Source organism: Granulicatella sp. 20925_1_28, from assembly GCF_041433575.1.
GTDB lineage: Bacteria > Bacillota > Bacilli > Lactobacillales > Aerococcaceae > Granulicatella.
In genome coordinates this window covers 1-21062 of sequence record NZ_JAPWBS010000015.1, presented here as the reverse complement: position 1 = coordinate 21062, position 21062 = coordinate 1, and the positions used below count along the sequence as shown (strand labels likewise).

Sequence of the window (21062 nt, the reverse complement as noted above, 5' to 3'; positions counted from 1 at the left end):
AATAGAAAGATTGTTAAACTGAATATAGTAATTCGTAGCTAATTGCTTGTCTTTGAGAGGAACTCAAGGGCAGTTTTTTATTATCAAAAATCATTAAAAAGGAGTGAAAAAATGCTAAAACAGATTATTCCGTTTTTTAGTAAGTATAAAAAATATCCTTTCTTAGCGTTTTTTGCCATCTTAATCGAGGTGCTCTGTGAAGTAGCGCAACCGATTATTATGAAGCAAATTATCGACGAAGGGATTCCAAATAAAGACTTGGGCTATATTGTGCAACAAGGATTGATTATGGTTCTAGTTGCGATTGTGTCTCTTTCAGCCGGAGTTCTAGGTGCAAAATTTGCATCGATTGCCGGAACTGGAGTAGCAGCAGAGTTACGTTCTGCTGAGATGAAGAAGATTCAAGCCTTCTCATTTAAGAACATCGATCATTTCTCAAATGCTTCTTTAATTACGCGTATGACAAGTGACGTTAACAACATTCAAAATACAGCCATTATGACGATGCGTATTTTAGCGCGTGCGCCAATGATGTTTATCTTCGCCATCTTCTTTGCGGTAAGTATCAATGCGCAATTATCTCTTGTATTCATGGTAGCTGTACCAATCTTAGTCCTTTCATTAGCGTTAATCATTTCTACAGCCTTTCCTCGCTTTAGAAAATTACAACAAGCAACAGACGGCATCAACCGTACACTTCAAGAAAACTTTATCGGCATTCGCGTTGTAAAATCATTCGTACGTGAAACGTTCGAAAAGAAAAAATTCGGTAAAGAAAACTCTACCTTTAGAGAACGTGCCCTACATGCGATGTATGTCGTAATGTGGAACAACCCAATCATGCAGTTAACGATTTATGCTGTAACGATTGCAGTGATGTGGTTCGGTGGTGGTCTTGTTATCAGCGGAACGATGACAACAGGGGACCTTATTAGTTTCATTTCTTATATTACACAAATCTTGATGTCCCTTATGATGATTTCATTCGTATTTGTCATGTTGACAATGACAAAAGCGTCGATGGACCGTATCTTCGAAGTATTAGATACAAATATCGATGTAGAAGAACCAGAATATCCAATCACTGTGGACAAAGTCTATGGGGAAGTAGAATTCGACCATGTTCATTTCTCTTATGGGAAACAACAAGATGAAGAAGTGTTAAGCGATATCAGCTTTAAGATTAAACCAGGTGAGGTGTTCGGGATTATCGGGCCAACAGGTTCAGGGAAATCTTCTCTTGTGCAGTTGATTCCTCGACTCTATGACACAACTGCTGGTACGGTTCGTGTTGGTGGACATGATGTTCGCGACTATCGTTTTGCAGATTTACGTCAAAACGTATCGATGGTATTACAAAAGAACACGTTATTCTCTGGAACGATTCGTGAGAACCTCTTATGGGGAAATCCAGACGCTACAGAAGAAGAGATGATGCAAGCGGCGAAACACGCTCAAGCTCATGACTTTATTATGGAAATGCCAGATGGATATGACACTCATGTGGAACAAGGAGGGTCAAACTTTTCTGGTGGACAAAAACAACGTCTTACAATTGCTCGTGCGATGTTACGTAAGCCAGCCGTGTTAATTCTAGACGATTCAACTTCAGCAGTGGATACAGCCACTGACTCGAAAATCCGTGAAGCGTTCTTTAACCATTTACCAGATACAACGGTGATTATTATCGCGCAACGTATTTCATCTATCCAAGGGGCCGACAATATTCTTGTATTAGATGATGGTAAAGTGAATGGACTCGGAACACACGAAGAGTTAATGGAAACAAATGACTTGTATCGTGATATTTACGAAACCCAAATGAAAGGAGCCAAAGGAGATGAGTAAACATAAAGGGCCAAAACGTCCAGAAAATATGAAACAAACTTTGGCAGACTTATGGGGTTATTTATGGAAGAGTAAATGGACTCTTGCAGTCGTTGTGGTCTGCTTAATCGTTTCAAGTGCATCCGGAATTATCGGGACATATGCGATTCGTCCGTTAATCAATGATTTTATCGCTACGGGTGACTTAGCGGGGCTAGCAAAAATGCTCGGCTTTATCGCTATTGTGTATGTACTAGGAGCAACAGCCAGCTACTTCTCAGCACGTTTAATGGTAACAGTTGGACAAAATACTATCGAAAAAATGCGTGCAGATTTATTCAACCATATTCAAAGCTTGCCAATTCGTTTCTTTGATACGAATAAGCACGGGGACTTAATGTCTCGCTTTACAAACGACTTTGAAAATATTCAAAATGCGTTTAACAACAGTATGTTAATGATTATCAGCTCAACGCTTCAATTAGTATTGACATTTGTGATGATGGTGATTCTTTCGCCAGTCTTAACAGTGCTTCTAATTGCGATGGTATTCTTGATGTTCCAAATCGTGAAGAAATTAGGTGCAAAATCTGGGAAACAATTCGCTGCTCAACAAGCGATTCTTGGACAAGTGAATGGATTCGTGGAAGAGCATATTGAAGGACAAAAAGTCGTTAAAGTATTTAACCACGAACATAAAGTACTTGATGAATTCAATAAACTCAACACTGAACTTCAAGAAGCTGCAAATAACGCACAATTTTATTCAACTATCATGTTCCCAATTTTAGGAAATATCAGTTACGTGAACTATGCGATTACAGCAGCGGTTGGTGGATACTTAGTGATTATTAATTGGATGGATATCGGGGGACTTGCCTCATTCCTACAATTTTCAAGAACATTCGCGCAACCACTTGCTCAAATGTCTCAACAAATGAACGTACTGCTTAGTGCGATGGCAGGGGCTGAACGTATCTTTGCCATTCTTCGTGAAAAACCTGAAGTCGATGAAGGAACGGTTACTTTGGACCAACGCGATCCAAAACAATGGTACTGGGTGGATGGTGAGAAACGTATTCCAGTTGTTGGAAACATCCAACTACACAATGTTGACTTTGGCTATGTGCCAGGTGTGCGTATCTTAAAAGATATCAATGTTTGGGCTGAACCAGGATTGAAGGTAGCCTTTGTTGGGGCGACTGGTGCTGGTAAAACAACCATCACAAACTTAATCAACCGTTTCTACGAAATCGATTCTGGGGTCATTACATTTGATGAGATTCCAGTTACGAAGATTAAGAAAGATGACTTGCGTAAGACAATTTCGATTGTATTGCAAGATACGCATTTATTTACTGGAACGATTGCGGATAATATTCGCTACGGGAACTTGGATGCGACTGATGATGAAGTGATTAAGGCGGCGAAACTTGCGAACGCCCACAGCTTTATCAAACGTCTGCCACAAGGATACCAAACAGAAATTACAGGAGACGGCGAAGGCTTGTCTCAAGGGCAACGTCAATTACTCGCAATTGCGCGTGCTGCTGTTGCGAACCCTAAAGTATTAATTCTCGATGAAGCAACAAGTTCGATCGATAGCCATACAGAAGCGTTGATTTCACGTGGTATGGATCAATTGATGGAAGGTCGTACTTCATTTGTAATTGCCCACCGTTTGTCTACGATTCGTAATTCAGATGTGATTATGGTAATGGATCACGGTGAGATTATCGAACGCGGAGACCATGAGAGTCTTATGGACAAACGCGGAATCTACTACAAACTATACACAGGCCAAATCGAACTCGATTAGTACACAAATAATAGAAAAGAGATCCTTCGGATATTTTTATAGTAACTACAATAGCTGTACCGGAGTGAGCCTAGAGTCTCACTTCCTATCGATTCTCAAACTGACGCTAGGGACTAACATCCTTAGCGTCAGTAATTCGAATCAATTACACTCGCTATTGTTGTCACTATAAAATCCGAAGGTCTCTTTTTTCTTTTGTACAAACGAAATACGATTTGATTTTGTATAGTTGTAGTGTGAGAAAAGACTACGGACATTTTTATAATAGCTGTAATGAGGCACTGGATTGAGCCTAGAGTCTCAATCACTACCGAGCTTCAAAGAGGGAGTAGGGAATAAATTCCTTACTCCCTCTATTTCACATCGGTTGCTCTTTCCCATTTACTGCTATTATAAAGTCCGAAAGGTCGCAGTATTTTATTTTAGAAATAGATTTGTGCTGTATATAGTTTTAATGCGAATAAAGACACCTAAAAAGAGACGCTATTTGGATGCATTTCAATCCGAAGGTCTCTTTTTTGTACAAATGAAATACGATTTGGCTATGTATAGTTGTAGTGTGAGAAAAGACTACGGACGTTCTTATAATAGCTGTAATGAGGCACCGGATTGAGCCTATAGTCTCAATCACTACCGAGCTTCAAAGAGGGAGTAGGGAATAAATTCCATACTCCCTCTATTTCACATCGGTTGCTCTTTCCCATTACTGCTATTATAAAGTCCGAAAGGTCGCAGTATTTTTATTTTAGAAATAGATTTGTGCTGTATATAGTTTTTATGCGAATAAAGACACCCGTAAAGAGACATTCTTTGAATGCATTTCAATCCGAAGCTCTCTTTTTTCTTTTGTACAAATGAAATGCGATTTGCCAGTGTGTAGTTATGTTTAAATAGAAAAGTAGAAGGAGTCGCTTGTGAATTTGGTGAATTATTTTTGAAAAAATACGTTGAAAGGGCTTAATTATAGATGAATTCGACGTTTTGTAATCTATATTATACATTGTGAAAATGTAAATTTATGCTTGAGAGAGGAAATTATTTACAAATGATTTTTAGGTATGATACTATATTTCGGCAGTAAAGATAGAAAGGAAGATATGAATGAAAAAATTATCTGCAAAATTATTAGTGATTGTAACTTTATTAGGTCTAGTAGGGCTATTCTCAAATACAGTAGCGCAAGCGGCAGCTCCAGAAGTTGTTACTGTAAATATCGCTGATTTAACAAAAGAACAACGTGAGGCGATTCAACCAGGTCAACCTACTCCAGCAAAAGAAGGCGAACGTACTTTATTAGTCTATGCGTACGACAAAAACGCATGTCAATTAGCGCCGACATTACCAGAAACTGGTACAGGTTCTCAAGCAATGATGATGGTTGCTGGAATCGTAGCTTTAACAGGTGCTGCATACTTCTTAGTATCAAACAAAAATGGTAAGAAGATGGTATTAATGGCAGGTCTTGTATTATCAGGAGCAGTTGCTGCAACATCAGTTGTATCTGCAAATGAAACTTTATCGGACGATAGCTGTTATAAATATGTAGGATTCATCAATGAATCAGTTGAAACAACAATTGAGTCAACAACTTCAGCAGAATCAACTACAGAAGCTACAACGGTAGAATCAACTGAAGCAACTACAACAACAGAAGAGACTACTGAATCAACTGAAGCAACTACAACAACAGAAGAGACTACTGAATCAACAACAGAGTCTACTACAACAACAGAATCGACAACTACTACAGAGTCTACTACAACAACAGAATCTACTACAACAACAGAATCAACAACTACTACAGAATCAACAACTACTACAGAGTCAACTACGACTACTGAATCAACAACAGCTTCTACTACAGAAATTGGTAGTGCTGATGTATTTCCGTCTGATCATTTATAATTCAATATGAAACGAAACTGGTGAAGGAAACTTCGCCAGTTTTTTTGTTTGTTCCTAAAGACAGGGAAGAGTAACTTTGAAAAGTTTGTGAATTTACACGGGGATGAATTGTGTTTCGAGGAAAGTTATGTGATAATGAAGGCATATTACTAAATAGGTGAGGAAGGTGTGTATGAAGAAAATAGCTTTACGACTAGCAGCAATGATTATGTTGTTTGGGATTTTTGGATTCAATACAACTAGCATCGCTGAAGCAACACATCCAGATGTAATCACTGTTCAATATACTGATTTAACTCCACAACAGAAAGAAGCCATTCAAAAGGGCGAACCGAATTATGAATTGCTTGATGGAGAACGCATTATTCTCGTATATGATTACAATAAAGAAGTGTGTCAATTACCAAAAACAGGAACAAACTCTACGATGATTATGGTGAGTTTAGGAATCTTAGCGCTGACGGGTGCTGGGTATTTCCTAGTATCTAATAAAAACGGGAAGAAATTCATCTTAATCGTAGGATTAGTATTATCTGGAGTTGCAGCAAGCACAAGTTTAGTTTCTGCAGGGGCATCATTTGTGGAAGAAGATTGTACTATTTATATTGGTTATATTCGTGAAAATAGTACGACGACAACAACAGAAGCATCGACAACTGCGGAAGTAACTACAAGTGAAACAACTACAGAAGAACAGATAACAACGACGACAGAGACGACAACAGAAACGACAACAGAAACGACAACAGAAACGACAACAGAAACGACGACTACTGAAGAAACAACAACTGAACAAACGTATACGGTAGTACCAACTGATCATATTTAAGAGTCGTTAAAGTTGCGGAAGTTTTCGAAAATTTCCTCTTAAGTGACAAAAGTCGGGCTAAAATTCGAGCTACACTTTTGCAATCTAAAAATAGATACAGTAAAATATCTGTTATAAAAAAATAAGGGGGTATGGATTGTTTGAAAAAATCAATAAAATTAATTATAGCAACTTTAATCACTTTAACAATCGGTGTAACTGTATCTTCAACTGCTCAAGCAGCAACAGTGCACTATGTGGATTATGACAAAACAACTGAAAACGTTAGAAAAGAAATTAAACAAGGGAAACCAACTGAGGCTGATTTGAAAGATGGCTCGCATGCGGTTTATGTATATAGAAAGAATAATACTTGTGGTGTATCGATTCCAAAGCGAGGTCCAGAATTACCAAATACTGGTACAGTCGCAAACACTGTTTCAGCAGTTTTTGCAGTCGTATTAGTAGCAGGTGGTCTGTACTTAGTGAAATCAAACAAGATGCGCAACATTGCTAAAACAGTTTTAGTACTTGGTGGCTTAGGAACATTCTTTGCTTTCCAAGGAGAGGTTTTAGCAGCGGACAGCTCAATCTTAGGTCAAATCATTGAACAAATGAACTTAGACCCTGAGGAGATTGATTGTTATGACTACGTTGGATTCTATATTTCAGAAGAAACAACGACAGCAGGTTCGACGACAACTGTTGTGACAACAGAAGCAACAACAACGACTGAAACGACAACGGAAGAACCAACAACGACGACAGAAGAAACGACAACAACCCAAACTACAACGACAGAAGAGCCGACTACTCAAACGATGGCAACAACTTCGACAGAAGCTTATACAGTGGCGCCAACGGATCGTTTATAGAAATCATCAAAGATCGAAGATATATTCTTCGGTCTTTTTTTATGTAGAAACATGGAAATAAGTACAAAAAACATCGGATTACCACCGAACGAAAAACGGAAATATTTGGAAATAAACGTTCCTAAAAAGTTCCTTTTGAGGGAAAAAAGCTATAAATATGTTAAAAAGTATATAAGAAGATGGAAAATGTTTGAAATTTCTTCAAATAAACATTATAATTTAAACATAAAAATTAAGGAGGGAAAATCAGATGAAAAACAAATGGTTAAAACTATGTGCTGTAGTTATGATGTTATTTGCTTTTGTTGGAATGTCCGCTTCTAAAGTAGCGAATGCTGAGACTCCTGAAGTACAATCAGTAAATATTGCTGATTTAACAAAAGAACAACGTGAGGCAATTCAACCAGGAGAACCAACTGCGCCTGCACAAGCTGGGCAAGCGACATTATACGTTTATGAATTGGATAAAGGAAAATGCCCATTAGGCGACACTTTACCAAATACGGGGTCATCTTCGACAACAATTCTAGCGGTTTTTGGTATCGTATCATTATCAGGAGCAGCTTACTTTGTAGTATCAAATAAGAAAGATAAGAAAACAATCTTAATGATTGGATTAGTAGCAGCGGGGACAGTGGCAGCAACAACTTCAGTTTCTGCAGCAACTCCATATGAACAAAGTCTAATCGACATGAGTTGTTATCGATATGTAGGATATATTCGTGAAGATGTTTCAATGACTACTGAAGCAACAACGACTACTGAAGCAGCAACGACTACTGAAGCTACAACGACTACTGAAGCTGCGGCAAATGAAGAAGTGGTTACACCAGAAGAAGCTACAATAACTGTTGAAACAACAACGACTGTGACAACTACAACAACGACTACTGAATCAACAACTGCTGAACCAACAACAGAAACAGCAGCGACTCAATCCGTTGAGCCAATTACAGTAGCGCCAACAGACCACTTATAATATAAGAGGGAATACGAAGACTGACAAAGGTGACTTTGTCGGTCTTTTTTGATTAAGACTCTCTTAACATTTCGGTCTAGGCTCTTTCTCTTTATATTTGTTCTATGCTATAATGACGGGGAGACTAGAAAGGATGAGTTTATTTCATGATTACATTAAAATCAAAACGCGAAATTGACGCAATGGAAGAATCAGGTGCACTGTTAGCATCCATTCACGTGCAACTTCGTGATTTTATTAAACCGGGTGTCACTACTTGGGACATCGATCAATTTGTACAAAAGAAAATCGAAGAAGCGGGGGGTTCAGCACCGCAAATTGGATACGAGGGATATAAATACGCAACTTGCGAAAGTATTAATGATGAAATCTGTCACGGGTTCCCACGTCGTAAACCGTTAAAATCAGGAGATTTGGTAAAAGTGGATTTCTGTGTGGAACTTAAAGGCGCTTTATCAGACTCTTGCTGGAGCTATATTGTTGGAGAAAGTACTCCAGAAATTGACCATTTATATGAAGTAACAAAGAAAGCTTTATATTTAGGGATTCAACAAGCAAAAGTTGGCAATCGTATTGGGGACATCGGTCATGCGATTCAAACTTATGTTGAGAGTGAAGGGTTATCGGTTGTTCGTGACTTTATTGGACACGGAATTGGACCAACGATTCACGAGAGCCCAGCAGTTCCTCACTACGGCGAACCTGGAAAAGGCCTTCGCTTGAAAGAGGGGATGGTCATCACTATTGAACCGATGGTGAATACTGGTACTTGGAAAGCAGAAATGGAAAGTAATGGTTGGACAGCTCATACATTAGATGGTGGACTAAGCTGCCAATTTGAACATACATTAGCTATTACAAAAGATGGTCCGCGTATTTTAACATTACAAAAAGATCACGCGGCAGACGTGTTGAACTAAGGGAGGAAGCAAAAATGGCAATTTTAGTAACAGGTGGAGCAGGGTATATTGGTTCTCATACAGTTATCGAATTAGATAAAGCTGGATATGAGGTTGTTATCGTTGACAACTTTTCTAACAGTTCTCCTGAAGTATTGAACCGTTTAAAAACAATCACAGGAAAAGATTTCCCTCTATATGAAGGAGATATTCTTGATCGTGATTTCTTAGTAACGGTTTTTGAAAAAGAAAATATCGATTCAGTGATTCATTTCGCAGGTTTCAAGGCTGTGGGAGAGTCTGTTGAAAAACCTCTAGAATACTACCACAACAATATTACAGGAACATTAGTGTTATTAGACGTAATGCGTCAATTTAATGTAAAGGATATCGTATTCAGTTCAAGTGCAACAGTATACGGTATGAATAATGTCGTTCCTTTTAAAGAAGAAATGCCAACAAGCGCTACAAACCCTTATGGTTATACAAAAGTAATGCTTGAACAAATCTTGAATGACGTTGCTTTCTCAGATAGCGACTGGTCAGTCACAAACCTACGTTACTTCAACCCAATCGGAGCGCATGAAAGTGGTTTAATTGGAGAAGCGCCAAATGGCATTCCAAATAACTTAATGCCATATATCACTCAAGTAGCTGTTGGTAAACGTGAATTCTTAAGTGTGTTTGGAGACGACTATGATACACATGATGGTACTGGTGTGCGTGACTACATCCACGTTGTTGACTTAGCTCGTGGGCACGTGCTTGCGGTTAAAAACAACGCCGCTCAAAAAGGTGCAAAAGTCTTTAACTTAGGAACTGGTATTGGATATAGTGTATTAGATTTAGTGAAAGCATTTATCTCAGAAAACGGAGTGGATATTCCTTATAAAATTGCACCTCGTCGTGCAGGGGATATCGCAACTTGTTATGCGGATGCTTCTAAAGCAAAAGAAGTGCTAGGATGGGTAGCAGAAAAGAATTTAAACGATATGGTTCGCGACTCATGGAACTGGCAAAAGAAAAATCCAGAGGGCTATTAGAAATACTTTTTAATACCGCTGAAAAAAGAATTAAAAGAACTCCTTTGGAGTTGTTATTATGGCAGAAATGGTAGGATACCAGCTTGAGCCTAAGGTCTCAAGCTTACCAAGCTTCAAAGGGAGAGTAGCGAGTAATCGCAACTCTCCCTAATTCACATTGGTTATGATTCCCTACCATTGCCATAATAACTCCAAGGAGTTCTTTTTTGCATATTTCTAATAACCCTCTGTGGTGGGGAGAGGAATGGTGCTAAGACTTTGCTGGAGTTGTTATTGTGGCAAGAATAGTAGGATACCGGCTTGAGCCTGAGGTCTCAAGCCTACCAAGCTTCAAAGGGAGAGTAGCGAATAAATCGCAACTCTCCCTAATTCACATTGGTTATGATTTCCTACTATTGCCACAATAACCCCGAGGAGTTTTATTTGATTTGCACTATTTTTCTAGTAACCTTCTGTGGAGAGAAGGGAAATAGTGCTGAAAAAACTTTGGAGTTCTAATAACCTTCTATAGAGGGAAAAAGAAACAGCTATTACGAATTCGATCGTAATAGCTGTTTTGTCTATTTTCTTACTCGTTTTAGTGCTTCTTTGAAGAGTGGGTAAACGATTGGAACTGCGACTACTGTGAAAATAGCTGACCCAAACGTTCCTGTAATTTTATTAATGGCTTGAAGGAATGCAGGTTCTAATGCAAGGCCGCCGACAATCATTCCTCGTAAGAATGTGTATTTAAGGATATTGAGAATGATTTTTACAATGGCAGCAATAACACCGACTGTGATAATGTTCGTGATTTTGTCGTTTTTATTCATTGCTTTTTCGTATACAAGATGGATTACATAGCAGACGATTAATGATTCAAGAATCGTTAACCAAGCAACATCGGCGTAATTGTTAAGGATGTCGAAAAGCCCAAGACCGATTGAAGCGGCGATTGCTCCTTGTTTTGTTCCGAAAAGTAAGCATCCAATGACTACAAGCGCGTTTCCGAAATGAACGAACTGTGTTGTGAATGGCATTGGGATTCTAAAGACGCTAACTCCCAAATAAATTAAAGCTGCGAATAAGCTTGTTTGAACTAAATCTCTTAAATCTGTATTTTTCATAATGACACCTCAATAGTAAATTTTGTTGTAAGCATTCCAAGTTTTTTCTCGATTGGAAGGCCAAATGGAATTTGTTCAGGTTGTTGGCTACCTAATTGAAGCACTTCGTCGATAAATTGTAATGTGAATGATAGTGCGTCTTCTATAGGCAATCCTTGTAGGATGCATGCAGTCGCAAGAGCGGCGAGGGTATCGCCTGTTCCGTAAAAATGATGCGGATACTTTGTTTTATAGAAATCAAAGAATGAATCCGTCTCTTTGGTATAAAGTTGAACACCTGTTAACTCTTCGCTATCAGGGCATCCCGTAATAATGATATGTTCTGGTCCAAGTTCGGCTAGTTTCTTAGCTAACTCCCTTGTAAAGTCCATCGTGATTTTCCCGGTTGGATAGGTCATATCTGTCAAAAGACAAGCTTCTGTAATATTTGGATAAATCACTTGAGCATGTTGGATGAGTTTTCTCATCGCTTCAACGTGTTCATGTGTAAATCCGCTATACAGTTTTCCGTTATCCGCTATAATCGGATCGACAAAAACTTGTGTAGATTCAGGCAGTTTTTCAATAGTATCCATCATTAATTCAATTTGTTCCGCATTTCGAAAATATCCTGTCAAAACAGCATCTGGTTTTAATTCCAATTCTTGCCATTGTTTTAAAGATTGCTTCATAAATTCGGTTTGCTCCGAAATCGCGATATTTTTGAAGCCGCCTGTATGAGATGAAAGGAGCACCGTAGGCAGGAGCATCGTTTCAATTTGACAACAAGCAAAAATCGGGATAGCGGGAGCGAGTGCGACTTTGCCAATTCCAGGTAAGTCGTTTGCGATTAATATTTTTTTCATATCTATTCCTCGAGTTTCAATGTATCTGTATTGTAAAACGGGACAGGTGAGGATACAATAGGGATGAAAGCAAACTGTACCGGTACAGTGGAGGTGTGTCATGTATCAATATCAGCAATTAGCAAATGCATTAAAAGAGGAAATATTAAGTGGAAATCTACAAAAAGGGGATAAACTTCCTTCTGTACGTGAACTAGTCGCAACCTACGGAGTAAATAAGGATACCGTACAAAGAGCCTTGCGTAGTTTAAAAGATGAAAGTTTTATTTATTCGAGAGAAAAAAGTGGCTATTATGTACTGAAAAATACAGAGCCGAAGCCATTGGAGGAGTTCGAAGAAGACTATTCTCAACTTCCGATTGAAGATTTGCGTATCTGTTTTAATCAATCGCTTGCCAGTGCGCATGATTTAAAGTTAACAAAAGAAGAACAAGCTTCTGGGATGGATGAATTGATTCAGGCATTAATGCCTATTTTAGAAGAGTATGGGGTGTATGCTACAAAGGAACAATTGGTCATAACGACTGGAACGCAACAAGCGCTCTATATTTTATTACAACTAATTCAGGGGAAAAAAGTATTGCTGGAGCAACCAACTTATGCAAGGATGAATGAGTTGGTGAAGCACTTGAACATTCCTTACGAAACCATTGAACGTCAGATGGATGGTGAAATTGATTTAAACCGATTAGAGGAATTATTTGCGAGTGGAGAGTTTTCGCTATTTTATACGATTTCCCGCTTTCATAATCCACTTGGTGGAAGTTACAGTGAAGCTACCAAGAAAAAAATTGTGGAACTAGCGAGCAAGTACTCAGTGTATATTATCGAAGATGACTACATGGCAGATTTTGTCGAGGGTAATGCGACGCCGCTTCATTATTATGATATGGACGGACGTGTTATTTATGTTAAATCTTTCTCGTCCATTTTATTCTCAGCTTTGAAAATTGGAATTGTAGTGTTACCAAAAGAGTTAGTTGAACCTTTTGCGATGCGGAAGTTATGGATGGATTACGATTCGAATGTGATGATGCAAAAAACATTTACACTTTTTATTGAAAATGGAATGTTTTTGAAGCATCGTAAGGAAATGGTCGAAAATTATATTGAAAAAAGTAAACGCGCAAAGAAGTGGCTTCTATCATCAGGTGTCAGTGAAGGAATCCTTCATGGGACGCAATTGGTGTTTAAGAAAACGCCGACGATGGCTGACAAATTACAAGCGATGAACCTGAAAGCAAAACCACTTGATGAGTACTTTATCTCGAAAAATGCGCCATCATTGGAACGGTTGGATTTGGCTAAAATCCGCGAAATTTAGGTAAAAAGAAAGGTTAACAATTTAACTAAAAAATTTGCAAATCTCATTTTTATTTGGTATAGTAACTACAACATTAATCAATCTCTATAAGGGAGTAACTGGCAACCGAGCGTTGCGATAATATCAACAACAAGCGAATTCTCGCTGGTATTATCTTGAACAGTGAGACTTATGTTTGTTATCAATAGGATGATGGGCATAAGTCTCTCTTTTTATAGAAAAGAAAAGGAGTGTATTTTGTTGGAACAACAAACAAAACACGTATATTTGCAGTCTGTAGAAGATGTATTTAAAGAAGTACAATCAAGTCCTTCTGGTTTAAGCTCACAAGAAGCTGCATCAAGACTTGAAAAATACGGTGCAAACACGTTACAAGAAGGAAAGAAAAAAACACTATTAGAAAAATTCGTAGATCAATTTAAAGACTTCATGATTTTGGTACTTTTAGTGGCGGCAGTTGTGTCTATGTTTGCTCACCAAGGTGACCCAGACCCAACGGATGCAATTATCATCCTAGCAGTAGTATTGCTTAACGCAGTTCTAGGGGTCTTCCAAGAGTCTAAAGCCGAGGAAGCAATCGAAGCGTTGAAGAAAATGGCTTCACCTGTAGCAAGTGTTTTACGTGATGGGCACGTGGAACATATTAAAGGGGAAGACATCGTAGTCGGTGACGTTGTTATTCTTGAAGCTGGGGATGTTGTGCCAGCGGATATGCGTTTATTCGAAGTAAACACAGTGAAAATTGAAGAGTCAGCATTAACAGGGGAATCTGTTCCTGTTGATAAAGACTTAGTCATTCCTACAGGAGACGAAGTGGGAATTGGAGATCGTACTAATATGGCGTTCTCAAGTACAAACGTAACTTACGGCCGTGCTGTTGGTGTGGTTACAAGTACTGGTATGAATACAGAAGTTGGTAAAATCGCTAATATGTTAGCGAACACTGAAGAAGGTAAAACGCCACTTCAAGAAAACCAAGATGCTCTTGGTAAATGGCTAACAATCATGATTTTAGTGATTGCCGTTATTATCTTCGTGGTAGGTATGCTTAGAGGAAATGAATGGACTCATATGTTATTAACAGCGATTGCGATTGCCGTTGCTGCGATTCCAGAAGGGTTACCAGCCATTTCTACAATTATCCTAGCATTAGGAACTCAAAAAATGGCGCAACGTAACGCGATTGTTCGTAAATTGCCAGCTGTTGAAACATTAGGTGGTGTTGAAATTATCTGTTCAGATAAAACAGGTACATTAACCCTCAACCAAATGACAGTGGAAAAAATGGTTTATAACAACGAAATTCATGATGCATCAGAAGAAATTTCTAAAGACAACATCGCGCTTCGTGTAATGAACTTAGCCAACGATACTAAGATTTCTCAAGATAACTCATTATTAGGGGACCCAACTGAAACCGCAATGGTTCAATTCGGTCTTGATAAAAACTATGATGTACGTGAAGAGTTAGTAAACATTCCACGTATTGCGGAAGTTCCGTTTGACTCAACACGTAAATTAATGACTACTATTCATCAATTAGAAGACGGTAAATATTTGGTTGCCACTAAAGGTGCTCCAGATATGTTATTAGACCGTGTAACGAAAATTGAAAAACATGGTGAGGTTTCTACGTTTACAGAAGATGACCGCACAACCTTAATGAAATTAAACAAAGAAATGGCCACTCAAGCGCTTCGTGTGTTAGCGATGGCATATAAAGTGATCGATACTCTTCCTGAAACAGTAGACACAGATTCAATCGAACATGATTTAATCTTTGCTGGTTTAGTAGGGATGATTGACCCAGAACGTAAGGAAGCAGCTGCTGCGATTAAAGTAGCTCAATCAGCTGGTATCCGTACAATTATGATTACTGGGGACCACCGTGACACAGCCCAAGCGATTGCAAAACGTTTAGGTATCCTTCGTCCAGATCAAGAAGATGGAGTATTAACTGGTGGCGAATTAAACGATATCTCTGATGAAGAATTAGAACGTACTGTTGAAACTTACTCTGTATACGCTCGTGTGTCTCCAGAACATAAAGTTCGTATCGTAAAAGCTTGGCAAAAGAATGGTAAAGTTGTTTCGATGACAGGGGATGGAGTAAACGATGCTCCTTCACTGAAACAAGCCGATATCGGTGTTGGTATGGGGATTACAGGTACTGAGGTTTCTAAAGGAGCTTCAGATATGGTACTAGCCGATGACAACTTCGAAACAATCGTCGTAGCTGTTGAAGAAGGACGTAAAGTATTCGCGAATATCCAAAAAGCAGTTCAATACTTACTATCTGCCAACTTTGGTGAAGTAATGACAATGTTCGTTGCAACAATGGCTGGTTGGTCAATTCTAGAACCAATCCATATCTTATGGATCAACTTAGTAACAGACGTATTCCCAGCGATTGCTTTAGGTCTTGAAGAAGCAGAAGCGGATATCATGAGTCACCCACCACGCGGTAAGGGTTCGAACTTCTTATCAAACGGTGTGTTACCAAGTATCTTCTACCAAGGTTTCTTCGAAGGTGGAATTACATTATTTGTATTCTGGTATGCAACTCATATTGCTAATTGGGGGAACCCAGTTGGGGAAACAATGGCATTTGCAACATTAGGTTTAATCCAATTGTTCCACGCATTCAACGTGAAGTCAGTGTACAAATCACTTGGCACAGTTGGCGCGTTCAAGAACAAGTTGTTCAACTACGCAATTCTATTATCAGCAGTAATGCTTTTAAGCGTAATGGTGATTCCAGGATTAACAACTGTATTTGATGTAGCAATTCTTACAGCTGAACAATGGTTGTTCGTAGTTGGTGCAGCATTCTCAATCGTTCCAATCGTAGAAATTGCAAAAGCAATTATGCGCGCAATGGGAATGGATAAAGACTAATCTAATAAGTATAACGAAGAAAGGTTCACCTTGTGTGAGCCTTTTTTTCGTATGTATTAATAGAAGTAGGGAGTCTAGCTTTTATTCAACTGTGTATTTTGCTAAAATATTTCTATGTAGAATGGAGTGTGGGAGTATGGTCATTACAAAAATTGAGGCGCAGAAGAAAAAAGGGCGTTACAATATTTATTTGAATGATGCTTTTGCGTTTGGTGTCGACGAGGCAACGGTTGTAAAGTATGCCTTGTTTAAAGGAACCGAATTAACAAAAGAACAAATTGATGAAATTCAGCATGATGATTGTATTCAGCAAGCCTATCAAAAGGCGTTACATTTCTTGAATTTCAAGCTTCGTTCAACGAAAGAAGTCTATGAAAAATTAGAAAAATTAGAATTTGACGAAGATATTATTAATGAAGTGCTTGGAAAGCTGCATGAGCAGAATTTTATTAACGATACGTTTTATGCAGAAAGCTACTTAAATCAAGCTAAGTTTGTGACGTTTAAAGGACCGAAATCTGTTGCTTTTGATTTGCAAAAGAAAGGGATTAGCGATAAGGTCATTCAAACAGTGCTTGAAGGCTATACGCTAAAAGAGCAACTTGAAAATGCAATTCAAATTGCGCAGTCATATTTAAAAGGGCAAAAGCGGGTCACACCCAAAGTAGCTAAGCAAAAAGTAAAAGTGTTTGTGATGCAAAAAGGGTATTCGAAAGAAATCGCTGAAGAAGTGGTTCCGTTTTTATCGTTTGAAGCGCAAAGTGAAATGGAAGCAGAATTAGCAGTAAAAGAGATTGCGACGATTTACCGACGCATCGCAAAAAAATACGAAGAGAATGAATCGGCGCTCTGGTATCAAATCAAAGGGAAGTTGTATCAAAAAGGATTTACTTCTAGTGTGATTGAACAGGCCATAGCGCAGTTTGAAATGGAGAAAGCAGAATGGATTTAGCCGGTATTGGCGTAAAAATGTGGGACAAGAAGAAAATCGAGCGTTTCAGAAAGACGCTACTCGATTGGTATGACAAAGAAAAACGAGATTTACCTTGGAGAAGAACAACTGACCCTTATGCTATTTGGGTGAGTGAAATTATGCTTCAACAAACGCGAGTGGATACAGTAATTCCGTATTACGAGCGATTCTTAGCGACGTTTCCAACGGTTAAAGACTTAGCAGAGGCTCCCGAAGAGCTGCTGTTAAAATGTTGGGAAGGTCTTGGTTATTATTCGCGCGTACGCAATATGCAAAAAGCAGCGATACAAATAATGGAAGAATTTGGCGGAGTGTTCCCGAATACTTATGAAGGAATTCTCTCATTAAAAGGAATCGGACCTTATACGGCAGGTGCAATCGCCAGTATCGCTTTTGGATTACCTGAACCTGCAGTGGACGGTAATTTGATGCGTGTGATTAGTCGCTTGTTTGAGGTGAATTTAGATATTGGAAACCCAAGCAATCGTTGGGCGTTCCAAGAAATTGCAGAAATTTTAATTGACCCCGACCGGCCAGGGGACTTTAATCAGGCTTTGATGGATTTGGGTTCAGATATCGAATCGCCGGTGAATCCGCGCCCGGAAGAGAGCCCTGTGAAAGAGTTTAGTGCGGCGTATCAAAATGGAACGATGCATATTTATCCAATTAAGAAGCCGAAAAAGAAACCGACACCGATGAAATGGCGAGCGTTTGTTATTCAAGATGAAAAGGGACGTCTTTTAGTAGAGAAGAATACGCAAGCGGACCTGTTGAGTGGTTTTTGGCATTTTCCACTGATTCGTGATTTTAGTACGGTGGGAGAATCGATTGATTTATTCGAAGGAGTAGCCGAAGAAAATTCGACTTATGAAATAAACCAAAATATCCCGCTTGAAGTTCAGTTTGAAAGTCTTTATAAAATGAAGCTTCAACCAACTCGCATTTTACCGAAAACAGTGAAACATATTTTCAGTCACCAACGCTGGGATATTGAGTTGCAATGTGCAACGTTTTTGGGAACATTAGAACAGCATGCAACACGTACGTTGCAATGGGTTACTAAAGAGGAGATGGCGCAACTGCCACTCTCAAGAGTACAAGGGAAGATGTGTGAATTACTCGCTTCGCAAGAACTTTTATAAGGAGAATCACAGCTAATCTGATTTTTGTTCACAGAATGGTAGAAATATGCTATACTACTAATGATTTGAAATAACTAAGAGTTTACTCTTAAATAGATATAGAAAGTTGGATATAGTGGTGCAGAATCCCAGAGAAGGAGAATTCATCACTGTCAAGAGTTATAAACATGATGGTAGTCTTCATCGCACTTGGCGCGATAGCATGATTTTGAAGACAAGCGATCAAGCAATTATCGCTTGCAATGATCATACTCTTGTGACTGAGTCCGACGGTAGAAGATGGTTGACGAGAGAGCCAGCGTTATTGTATTACCATAAGCATTATTGGTTCAATGTCGTAACGATGATTCGTCAAAAAGGAATTTCTTACTATTGTAATCTTGCTTCACCTTATGTGTTAGATGCAGAAGCGTTGAAATATATTGATTACGATTTAGATATCAAGATTTTCCCGGATGGCGAAAAGAGATTGCTAGATGTCGATGAATATGAATTGCATCGCCGTCAAATGCATTATTCAAAAGAGATTGATCAAATCTTGAAGGCAAACGTTGAGATTCTTGTGGATTGGATCAATAACAAAAAAGGGCCGTTCTCGCCTGAATATGTCGATTTATGGTATGAAAGATATATTCAATTAACCTATCGTAAATCATAACTCATGATAGCTGAGTTGAAAGAGCAAGTAGCAAAGGCTGCTTGCTTTTTGTTTTTGTGGGGTAAATTTTGAAAACCTTCTATTAATAGACAAGAGCTTTTGGTAAAATAGGGCTAGAGTTAAGGAGGGATTCCCATGTCAAAAATCAAAGAGTTACAACTAAGTTCAGATATCCGTGGTATTGCTATTGAAACCGAAGAGTTTGATGCAACGTTAACGGTTGAAGAGAGTCGTTTAATCGCGAGTGCTTTTGTGAAATGGCTACAGAAATGTTATCCATCTAAAAATGTTACGGAATTAGTCGTTGGAATTGGGCGCGATAGTCGTATTAGTGGCCCGGACTTAACAAGAGAATTTATTCAGGTGTTATCGGCTTTTGATGTTCGCGTAATTGATTTTGAAATGGCGACAACTCCAAGTATGTTTATGGCAACGCAGTTTGAAGAATTCAACTGCGACGCAACCGTGATGTTTACTGCTAGTCATTTACCTTTCTACTATAATGGTTTGAAATTCTTCACACGTGAAGGTGGATTAGAGTCTAGTGATATTCGTGACATCATTGCTTTAGTAGACGAGAAAGAAGAAGTCCCCCAAGTACCTGTTTCTACTATAGAAGTAAAAAGTATTTTTGAACGATACAGCCGTCACTTGGTAGAGTTGATTCGTAAAGGGAGCGGTAGCGAGAAAGAAAAACCGCTCGAAGGTCTTCATATTATTGTAGACGCTGGAAATGGTGCTGGTGGTTTCTATGCGGAAAAGGTTCTTGAAGTATTAGGAGCAAACACTCAAGGATCGCAGTTCTTGGATCCTGATGGTACCTTCCCAAATCATATTCCAAACCCAGATAATAAAGAAGCGATGGAAAGTATTAAGAATCAGGTGCTTGCGGTCGGTGCCGATTATGGTGTGATTTTTGATACGGATGTAGATAGAGCGGCAGTCGTAACAGGTAACGGGGAATTACTTAATAGAAATAACTTGATTGCAGTTCTTAGCGTTATTGCTATTAGTGAGCATCCGGGAACAACAATTGTGACGAACTCGCCAACTACAGAACATTTGAAGAGATTTATTACAGAACTAGGTGGGCATCAATATCGTTATATTTCTGGGTACCGTAATGTTATCAATAAAGCAATCGAGTTAAACAAGGCTGGTACAGATTGTCAATTAGCGATTGAGACAAGTGGGCATGCAGCCTTTAAGGAAAATTACTTCCTAGATGATGGCGCGTATGTAGTGGCGAAGATTTTAATGCTTCTTCCAAGATTGCTTGAACGCGGAGAAACATTGGATTATTTAATCAAACAATTAGTACAACCAAAAGAAGTTATTGAAGTTCGCTTTAAGATTGAAACAGAAGATTTCAAAACTTATGGCAATGAAGTTATTAAAGAATTTCCGCAGTGGATTCCACAAGACTGGGTCGTAAATCCAGAAAACGAAGAGGGAGTTCGGATAGATTTCAAAGGTGAGTACGGAGATGGATGGTTATTGTTACGCATGAGTTTACATGAACCATTGCTCGTTCTTCAAATTGAAAATGATTTAGTTGGATATCAAAAGAAGATTCTAGAAACGATTCAAAAAATCATGAATCGTTATCCAAAAATCAATCAAAATAAGCTCGAAGCTTTACTAAAATAACGTTCTAAAAAAGATACAGTTTGCAGATTCTGTGAACTGTATTATTTTTTTTAGAATTCTACGTCTTTTCAGTTGCAAACCTTCTTTGGTTGTGATAAATTAATATCACTGTTGAGCGAACGTTCGCTTATAAAACAGTTTCAAAAAACTTTGAAAAAGTTCAATGAAATCTGTTGACAGTGAAAATGTCCTATGATAGGATATAGAAGTTGTTGCAAAACAACGATTGACCTTTGAAAACTGAACAAAGAAGACAAACCAAATGTGTAGGGACTTCATCTTTTGATGAAGAAACAACAATTTCTTATCTC

The 21062-nt window shown here is 38.6% G+C and carries 16 protein-coding genes; 14 read left to right on the top strand and 2 right to left on the bottom strand.

Annotation, left to right across the window (positions count from 1 at the left end):
* The first annotated feature begins 111 nt into the window (after positions 1-111).
* From O3793_RS07370 to galE, 8 genes are all read left to right on the top strand, one after another.
* Positions 112-1848 carry an ABC transporter ATP-binding protein gene (locus O3793_RS07370; RefSeq protein WP_371446476.1) on the top strand — a complete coding sequence of 579 codons (1737 nt, stop codon included), beginning with the start codon at positions 112-114 and terminating at the stop codon, positions 1846-1848.
* Entirely contained in the window at positions 1841-3646 is a 1806-nt protein-coding gene (locus O3793_RS07365) for an ABC transporter ATP-binding protein (protein WP_371446474.1), read from the top strand. Before O3793_RS07370 ends, O3793_RS07365 begins: the two co-directional genes overlap by 8 nt.
* Positions 3647-4747: 1101 nt before the next feature.
* On the top strand, positions 4748-5551 hold the full coding sequence (locus O3793_RS07360; protein WP_371446472.1) for an LPXTG cell wall anchor domain-containing protein: 804 nt from the start codon (positions 4748-4750) through the stop codon (positions 5549-5551).
* Between the two features lie 172 nt (positions 5552-5723).
* Positions 5724-6380: an LPXTG cell wall anchor domain-containing protein gene (locus O3793_RS07355; RefSeq protein WP_371446470.1), complete on the top strand. Its 657-nt coding sequence runs from the start codon at positions 5724-5726 to the stop codon at positions 6378-6380.
* Positions 6381-6520: 140 nt separating this feature from the next.
* Positions 6521-7234, top strand: a complete 714-nt coding sequence (locus tag O3793_RS07350; protein ID WP_371446468.1) for an LPXTG cell wall anchor domain-containing protein — start codon at positions 6521-6523, stop codon at positions 7232-7234.
* A gap of 250 nt (positions 7235-7484) precedes the next feature.
* Complete coding sequence (locus O3793_RS07345) at positions 7485-8213, top strand: LPXTG cell wall anchor domain-containing protein (RefSeq protein WP_371446467.1); 729 nt, start codon at positions 7485-7487, stop codon at positions 8211-8213.
* A gap of 146 nt (positions 8214-8359) precedes the next feature.
* On the top strand, positions 8360-9133 hold the full coding sequence (gene map / locus O3793_RS07340; protein WP_048711976.1) for a type I methionyl aminopeptidase: 774 nt from the start codon (positions 8360-8362) through the stop codon (positions 9131-9133).
* 14 nt (positions 9134-9147) lie between these two features.
* Entirely contained in the window at positions 9148-10155 is a 1008-nt protein-coding gene (gene galE, locus O3793_RS07335) for a UDP-glucose 4-epimerase GalE (RefSeq protein ID WP_371446465.1), read from the top strand.
* 560 nt (positions 10156-10715) lie between these two features.
* On the opposite strand, the gene O3793_RS07330 is transcribed toward galE, so the two are convergent.
* Both O3793_RS07330 and O3793_RS07325 read right to left on the bottom strand, forming a co-directional pair.
* Positions 10716-11261: an ECF transporter S component gene (locus tag O3793_RS07330; protein ID WP_371446463.1), complete on the bottom strand. Its 546-nt coding sequence runs from the start codon at positions 11259-11261 to the stop codon at positions 10716-10718.
* Positions 11258-12106 (bottom strand): pyridoxamine kinase, encoded by an 849-nt coding sequence (locus O3793_RS07325; protein ID WP_371446461.1) that lies wholly within the window; start codon positions 12104-12106, stop codon positions 11258-11260. The genes O3793_RS07330 and O3793_RS07325 overlap by 4 nt, the downstream gene beginning before the upstream one ends.
* A 100-nt stretch (positions 12107-12206) precedes the next feature.
* Between O3793_RS07325 and O3793_RS07320 the strand changes: the two genes are divergently transcribed.
* The 6 genes from O3793_RS07320 (at position 12207) to O3793_RS07295 (ending at position 20751) form a co-directional block, all read left to right on the top strand.
* Positions 12207-13430 carry a PLP-dependent aminotransferase family protein gene (locus tag O3793_RS07320; protein WP_371446459.1) on the top strand — a complete coding sequence of 408 codons (1224 nt, stop codon included), beginning with the start codon at positions 12207-12209 and terminating at the stop codon, positions 13428-13430.
* Positions 13431-13622: 192 nt separating this feature from the next.
* On the top strand, positions 13623-16328 hold the full coding sequence (locus O3793_RS07315) for a cation-translocating P-type ATPase (protein ID WP_371446457.1): 2706 nt from the start codon (positions 13623-13625) through the stop codon (positions 16326-16328).
* Between the two features lie 136 nt (positions 16329-16464).
* Positions 16465-17280 carry a RecX family transcriptional regulator gene (locus O3793_RS07310; protein WP_371446456.1) on the top strand — a complete coding sequence of 272 codons (816 nt, stop codon included), beginning with the start codon at positions 16465-16467 and terminating at the stop codon, positions 17278-17280.
* Positions 17271-18443: an A/G-specific adenine glycosylase gene (gene mutY / locus O3793_RS07305; protein WP_371446454.1), complete on the top strand. Its 1173-nt coding sequence runs from the start codon at positions 17271-17273 to the stop codon at positions 18441-18443. Before O3793_RS07310 ends, mutY begins: the two co-directional genes overlap by 10 nt.
* A gap of 118 nt (positions 18444-18561) precedes the next feature.
* Entirely contained in the window at positions 18562-19101 is a 540-nt protein-coding gene (locus O3793_RS07300) for a DUF402 domain-containing protein (protein WP_048711662.1), read from the top strand.
* 135 nt (positions 19102-19236) lie between these two features.
* The gene (locus tag O3793_RS07295; RefSeq protein WP_371446451.1) at positions 19237-20751 is read left to right on the top strand and encodes a phosphomannomutase/phosphoglucomutase; all 1515 of its coding nucleotides are present in this window, start codon (positions 19237-19239) and stop codon (positions 20749-20751) included.
* Positions 20752-21062: the final 311 nt, after the last annotated feature.

What these genes read in the sequence shown, in the direction of transcription:
- O3793_RS07325 (WP_371446461.1), bottom strand. Translation starts at nt 12,106, where the DNA reads ATGAAAAAAATATTAATCGCAAACGACTTACCTGGAATTGGCAAAGTC.
- O3793_RS07315 (WP_371446457.1), top strand. Translation starts at nt 13,623, where the DNA reads ATGGGCATAAGTCTCTCTTTTTATAGAAAAGAAAAGGAGTGTATTTTG.
- O3793_RS07355 (WP_371446470.1), top strand. Translation starts at nt 5,724, where the DNA reads ATGAAGAAAATAGCTTTACGACTAGCAGCAATGATTATGTTGTTTGGG.
- map (WP_048711976.1), top strand. Translation starts at nt 8,360, where the DNA reads ATGATTACATTAAAATCAAAACGCGAAATTGACGCAATGGAAGAATCA.
- O3793_RS07360 (WP_371446472.1), top strand. Translation starts at nt 4,748, where the DNA reads ATGAAAAAATTATCTGCAAAATTATTAGTGATTGTAACTTTATTAGGT.
- galE (WP_371446465.1), top strand. Translation starts at nt 9,148, where the DNA reads ATGGCAATTTTAGTAACAGGTGGAGCAGGGTATATTGGTTCTCATACA.
- O3793_RS07310 (WP_371446456.1), top strand. Translation starts at nt 16,465, where the DNA reads ATGGTCATTACAAAAATTGAGGCGCAGAAGAAAAAAGGGCGTTACAAT.
- O3793_RS07345 (WP_371446467.1), top strand. Translation starts at nt 7,485, where the DNA reads ATGAAAAACAAATGGTTAAAACTATGTGCTGTAGTTATGATGTTATTT.
- O3793_RS07295 (WP_371446451.1), top strand. Translation starts at nt 19,237, where the DNA reads ATGTCAAAAATCAAAGAGTTACAACTAAGTTCAGATATCCGTGGTATT.
- O3793_RS07320 (WP_371446459.1), top strand. Translation starts at nt 12,207, where the DNA reads ATGTATCAATATCAGCAATTAGCAAATGCATTAAAAGAGGAAATATTA.
- O3793_RS07370 (WP_371446476.1), top strand. Translation starts at nt 112, where the DNA reads ATGCTAAAACAGATTATTCCGTTTTTTAGTAAGTATAAAAAATATCCT.
- O3793_RS07365 (WP_371446474.1), top strand. Translation starts at nt 1,841, where the DNA reads ATGAGTAAACATAAAGGGCCAAAACGTCCAGAAAATATGAAACAAACT.
- mutY (WP_371446454.1), top strand. Translation starts at nt 17,271, where the DNA reads ATGGATTTAGCCGGTATTGGCGTAAAAATGTGGGACAAGAAGAAAATC.
- O3793_RS07330 (WP_371446463.1), bottom strand. Translation starts at nt 11,261, where the DNA reads ATGAAAAATACAGATTTAAGAGATTTAGTTCAAACAAGCTTATTCGCA.